General features: G+C 66.0%; 4 protein-coding genes and 1 pseudogene. 4 read left to right on the plus strand and 1 reads right to left on the minus strand.

Annotated elements, in window-relative coordinates:
• Window positions 1-250: 250 nt before the first annotated feature.
• The 3 genes and pseudogenes from B3446_RS16610 (at window position 251) to B3446_RS16620 (ending at window position 4,592) form a co-directional block, all read left to right on the plus strand.
• Window positions 251-2,230, plus strand: coding sequence for an alkaline phosphatase family protein (locus tag B3446_RS16610; protein ID WP_291383469.1), 1,980 nt, complete (start codon window positions 251-253; stop codon window positions 2,228-2,230).
• Between the two features lie 33 nt (window positions 2,231-2,263).
• A pseudogene (locus tag B3446_RS16615) lies at window positions 2,264-2,454 on the plus strand (hypothetical protein).
• 35 nt (window positions 2,455-2,489) lie between these two features.
• A complete protein-coding gene (locus B3446_RS16620) occupies window positions 2,490-4,592 on the plus strand; it encodes a phosphocholine-specific phospholipase C (protein ID WP_291383471.1) in 2,103 nt (700 codons plus the stop codon).
• Between the two features lie 3 nt (window positions 4,593-4,595).
• Here B3446_RS16620 and B3446_RS16625 read toward each other — a convergent pair whose 3' ends face one another.
• Window positions 4,596-5,498 carry a LysR substrate-binding domain-containing protein gene (locus tag B3446_RS16625; RefSeq protein WP_175126128.1) on the minus strand — a complete coding sequence of 301 codons (903 nt, stop codon included), beginning with the start codon at window positions 5,496-5,498 and terminating at the stop codon, window positions 4,596-4,598.
• Between the two features lie 93 nt (window positions 5,499-5,591).
• Between B3446_RS16625 and B3446_RS16630 the strand changes: the two genes are divergently transcribed.
• A partial coding sequence (locus B3446_RS16630; RefSeq protein WP_291383473.1) for a gamma-glutamyltransferase occupies window positions 5,592-5,818 on the plus strand: 227 nt, incomplete at its 3' end.

Here is a 5,818-nt window from a genome sequence, read left to right on the forward strand (position 1 = left end):
CGTGCCGGACGCCTCAAGAACCGCAGCCTCCACTAATCCCTCCCTTGCCCAACAAGCAACCGACCCATCCAAAAAGCCCCCGAGCATTGCCCCATACGCAAAAAAATCCTGATTCAGCAATCAACGTTTCTCTCCTTTGCTTCACGGGTCTTTCACGTTCGATCGCCACCATGTCGCCCAGCGTAAGACCCCCTTCATGAAAAAGAGAAGAGAAGCAATGCAGACATTGAATTGGAGAAGATGGTGCGCCATGTTGCTGGCGACCAGCGCGTTGGCCGGCTGTGGCGGCGGCGATGATGATGACGACGCGCCCGTTGCTCCGCCACCGCCGACCCAGCCGCCCGTGACAACGCCGGGCGAGGCGAGCGTCGACAAGGTGCTGTTTGTTGGCGTAGACGGCCTGACCTACGACGCCCTGCGCCGCGGCGCCGCCGACAACACGCTCCCCAACTTGAGCCAACTGACCGTCACCCGCGCCTGGACCGGCGGCGTGACCGGCACCGTCACTCAACAGCCCACACTGTCAGCCCCCGGCTGGGCCACCTTGCTGACCGGCCAGTGGGCCGACGTGCATGGCGTGCGCTCCAACGCGCAGGGCCAGGCCATGAAAGCCCCCAGCCTCTTCCAACGCATCAAGACCGCGCAGCCCGAGGCCCGCACCGCCGGCGCCTTCAACTCTCCCGTCCTTGCCAGCCTGCTCGGCACCGACCGCGACGCCGGCTACGTGCAAACGCTGACCGACTGCGCCGGCCAAGACGACTGCGTCGCCTCCCAGGCCCGCGACCGCATCGCCGAAGGTTACGACGTCGTCGTCGCGCAATTCGCCGCGCCCGAACGCGCCGCCGCCGAAAGCGGCTTCGGCACCACTTACGAAGCCGTCATCCGCCAAACCGACGCCGCCCTGGGTGTGCTGACCAAGCAACTCGCCGACCGCCGCGCCGCCCATCCCAACGAAAACTGGCTCATGGTCGTCGCGTCCAGCCACGGCCTCGACAAGACCGGCGGCAGCGACGGCCTGCCGTTCTCCTCCAACAAGACCATCCTCCTCGCCGCCAATCAACCGACCCTGCTCGGCGGCAGCGCCGATGACGCTTCGTTTGACGGCGTATGGGACACCAATTGGTACGCGCTGCCCAGCGCCGCCGACGTTGCGCCCACCGTCCTCTCGCACCTGGCCGCATTGCCCCAAGCGGACGCCTACGACATGGCCGGCACCGCGCTCTCCGAACCGCTGGCGCTGCGCCGCGTCGCCACCCGCACCGCCATGGACAACAAGAGCGTCACGGTCAGTTGGGTGCGCGTTGGCGAACCCGCCGGCGACATCGTCGTCAGCCGCGATGGCAAGGAAATCGCGCGCCTGCCCGGCACCGCCACCGAATATGTCGACACCAGCTTCACCTTCGACCTCGAAGGCGTCCATGAACTGGCCTACAGCGTCTCCGCCGGACGCGCAGTCAGCGCCGCCCGCGCTTCGGTCGTCTACACCAAACCCATCTTGCTGCTGCCCTCCCTGCGCACCGGCCTCACCATGTTCTTCCCCTTCGAAGGCGACGTGGCCGACAAGGCCGCGGGCGGCGGCGCCATCACCCCCTACGACGGCGTCCAGGCCCCCGCCTACGCCGATCCCGGCATGTACGGCAAGAGCTTCCGCAACGAACGCAGCGCCGCCGCACTGGGCGCCTTCAAGCTCGACTACCCCGCAGGCCTCTTGGACAGCGTGCAGGCGTTCACCATCGGCTTCTGGTATCAGTCCGACGGCACCGCAAACGACCGATCCATCGTGGGCAACAAAGACTACAACTCCGGCGGCAACCCCGGCATCACCATCGCCCAATGGGCCGGCCCCGAATTGCGCTTCAACCTCGCCGGCGGATCGCGCGTCGACATCGAAGGCGTCAAGTTCACGGCCAACAAGCCCGTCTACATCGCCATGTCCGTCAACAAGACCACCAAGACCATGGTGGCCTACCGCTACGACAGCGAACTGGGCTTCACGCGGCTCACCAAAGCCACCGGCACCGTCAACCTCGCGCAGATCGCCGGCGTGTTCGGCCCGCACATCGGCCTGAACGAAGACGGCAAAGGCACCTACGGCATCTGCTGCGCCGGCACCAAAGGCCCGTACACGATGGTCTTCGATGACCTGGCGTTCTGGTCGCGCGAATTGACCGAGGACGAAGTCAAGTCCCTCGCCATGTCCGGCAAGTCCGTCTCCGAACTGTTTCCCTGATGTCCCAAGGATAGATAACCCATGAGCAAGTCCATGATTTTGCGCGGTTTCCTGCGCGCCGGCGCGGTGCTGATGCTGACCGCCANNCCGCCACCCTGGCCGCCTGCGGCGGCGGCGACGACGATGACGACGCCGGCACCCCCACCGACCCGGGCACCCCCACCCAGCCCGAGACGCCCGCGCCGCCGCCGCCCGCCAAGCCCGAACTGCGTTGCGCGCCCTGAGCCGCGCTTCTTGTAGACCCATAGGAAAAGCATCCGTGAAGTCCGAAAAAGACACGATCCACGCCGGCAAGCGCCGGTTCCTGCGCAACGCCGCCGCCTCCACCGCCGGGCTGACCGCGCTGTCGATGTTCCCGCCCGCCATCCGCCGCGCGCTGGCCATCCCCGCCAACAACCGCACCGGCACCATCAACGACGTCGAGCACGTGGTCATCCTCATGCAGGAAAACCGCTCGTTCGACATGTACTTCGGCACCTTCAAGGGGGTGCGGGGCTTTGGTGACCGCATCACCATTCCGCTGCCGCAGAACCGCTCCGTCTGGGAACAGACCAACGGCACACGCGTCGTCATGCCGTATCACCTGGACAGCACCCAGGGCAACGCCCAGCGCGTGGCCGGCACGCCGCACGACTACGTCGACGCCCAGATGGCCTGGGACGGCGGCCGCATGGACCAATGGCCGCGCTACAAGCAGAACCAGTCCATGGGCTACTACCGCGAAAAGGAAGTGGAGTTCCAGTTCGCGCTGGCCGANNGGACCGGCACCAACGACCCGCTGGCGCAGGGCAATGGCCCGTCCACCCGCAACCAGTGGGACAGCCTGGGCGCCTCGAACATCGGCTGGACCTGGAAGACCTATCCCGAACGCCTGCAGGAAAACGGTGTCACCTGGAAGGTCTACCAGAACCTGCCCGAAAACTTCGGCGACAACCCGCTGGCCGGTTTTCAGCAGTACCGCCGCGCCAACGAACTGGCCGGCAACGGCAGCAACGGTGCGCCGTACCCGGCCTGGACGCCCAGCCTGGACGCGGCGAACCCGCTCTACAAGGGCACGGCCAACACCATGCCCGATGGCGGCTTCCTGCAGGCCCTGCGTGATGACGCCCTGAACGGCACGCTGCCGCAGGTCTCCTGGATCGTCGCGCCCGCCAATTATTCAGAACACCCCGGCCCGTCCAGCCCCGTGCAGGGCGCCTGGTACATCCAGGAAACGCTGGACGCGCTGACTGCCAATCCGGACGTCTGGAGCAAGACCGTTCTGCTCATCAACTTTGACGAAAACGACGGCTACTTCGACCACGTGCCGCCGCCCGCTGCGCCGTCGTTGAACACCGACGGTTCCATGGCCGGCGCCTCCACCGTCAACACCGACCTGGAACGCCACACGCACGCGTCCGCCCAGGACGCCGCCGACAATCGCGTCTACGGCCCCGGCCCGCGCGTGCCGATGTACGTGGTGTCACCGTGGAGCCGTGGCGGCTGGGTCAATTCCCAGGCGTTCGACCACACGTCGGTGCTGCGTTTTCTGGAAGCCCGCTTTGGCGTCAAGGAAGAGAACATCAGCCCGTGGCGCCGCGCCGTGCTGGGCGACCTGACCTCGGCTTTCAACTTCGCGACGCCGAACGACGAGAAGCTGTCGGGTCTCGACATCCTGACCCGCTCGGAGGCAGACCAGGAGCGCGCCGCCCAGCAGGCGTTGACGGCCGTGCCGCTGCCGGATCCGTCCACCCAGGCCAAGGGCATCCAGGAAAAGGGCGTGCGCAACTCACGCGCCTTGCCGTATGAACTGCACACCAGCGGCCGCAGCCAGCCGGGCACCGGCAACATGTGGCTGGTGTTCTCGAACACGGGAAAGCAGGCCGCGGTGTTCCACGTCTACGACCGCCTGCATCTGGATCGCCTGCCGCGCCGCTACACGGTCGAGCCGGACAAGCAGTTGGAAGGCAGCTGGGACACGGCCGCCGACGGCGGCAAGTACGACTTGTGGGTGTTGGGCCCCAACGGCTGGCACCGCCATTTCGCGGGCGACCTGGCGCATGACCGCACGGCGCAGCAGGACGCCGAGATCCGCGTCTGCTACGACATCGCCAACGGCGACGTCTACGTCAGCTTCATCAATGCCGGCAAGACGCCGTGCACGTTTGAGGTGACGCCCAACGCCTATTACGCCAACCACGAACGCTGGACGTTCACGGTCCCGGCGGGCGGGCAGGTCGAGCAGCACTGGGCGCTGGCCGGCAGCCATGCCTGGTACGACTTTACGGTGCGATTGGCCGAGGATCCGTCGTGGCTGCGTCGCTTTGCCGGCCGCATCGAGACGGGCAAGCCGTCCAAGACCGACCCGGCCATGGCCGAGTAAGCCTCACGCGGCGGTTTGCGGTTCGCGTGCGCGGAAAGCCTGCGCGCACGCTTCGCAGATCGCCGCCGTGATGCCTTGGCGGGCATGCTCGCGGCGTTCCAGCATCCCGATGGAGCGCGACAGGGGCCCCAGGTCCTCGGGCAGGTAGAAAATCCGCAGCTCCGGGCTGTGCTGCCAGTTCGCGCCGTTGATCAGCGGCAGCAGCGTCACGCCGACCTCCTGGCGCACCAGTTCCACCAGCGTCTCGATGGCATTCAATTCCAGGAAGTCGTTGACCGGCACCGCCATGCGCCGCAAAAGGCGGTCGATTTGCAGCCCGGTGCGCTGGGTCCGGTCAAAGCGCAGGAAGGGGTTTCCCGCCAACACCTCGCGTGCGTCCTGGCCGGCTGCGGAACGCGGCGCGATCACCACCATCTGTTCTTCATATAGCGGCGTCCAGCGCGTGCTGGCCATCTTGCGGCCGGCTTCCACCAGAAATGCGGCGTCCAGCTCGCCGTCCTCCACCTTGCCCGCCAGTTCGCTGGCCTTGCCCGACAGGATGCGCACGTCCAGCTTGGGATGCGCCTTCTTCAGCCCCGAGATGACCTTGGACAGCGTGCCCATGCAGGACACGATGCTGCCCACCGATACCGATCCGGCCAATTCGCCGGGGGCAGTACTCGGGCGCCTGAGTCTGTCGTATAAATCCAGCAAGTGCTTGATTTCTGGAAGCAATTCGCGCCCGGCCGCGTTCAGGATGGCCAGGCGCCCGCTGCGGTCGAAGAGTTCGCGTCCCAGCTCGGCTTCAAGCGACCGCATCTGAAAGCTCACGGCCGCCTGCGTCAGGGCGACCTGCTCGGCGGCCTCGGAGAAGGAACCGTGGTGCGCGACCGCCAGGAACGTGCGCAAAAAACGGATCGTACTCATAAAAAATTCTTTTATGACGGAACAAAAAATCAAATTGATTTAATTAAAGCACGAGAGTAACTTCGCCCGCTTAACCGTTAAGAGACCCGCCACATGAAAACCTTCGACTGGGCCAACCCGTATCCTTCCGTTCGCATCCCGCTGTTCGCCCGCAACGTGGTCTCCACGTCGCACCCGCTGGCGGCCCAGGCGGGTCTGCGCATGCTGCTCAAGGGCGGCAACGCCGTGGACGCCGCCATCGCGGCCGCGGCCACGATCGTCCTGGTCGAACCGGTTTCCTGCGGCCTGGGCGGTGACTGCTTTGCCATCGTCTGGGACGG

The sequence above is a fragment of the Achromobacter sp. UBA5777 genome, assembly GCF_002418565.1.
In the GTDB taxonomy this organism is placed as follows: Bacteria; Pseudomonadota; Gammaproteobacteria; order Burkholderiales; family Burkholderiaceae_B; genus Achromobacter; species Achromobacter animicus.

Coding starts and splice junctions, on each gene's coding strand:
- B3446_RS16610 (WP_291383469.1), top strand. CDS start 251: ATGTTGCTGGCGACCAGCGCGTTGGCCGGCTGTGGCGGCGGCGATGAT.
- B3446_RS16625 (WP_175126128.1), bottom strand. CDS start 5,498: ATGAGTACGATCCGTTTTTTGCGCACGTTCCTGGCGGTCGCGCACCAC.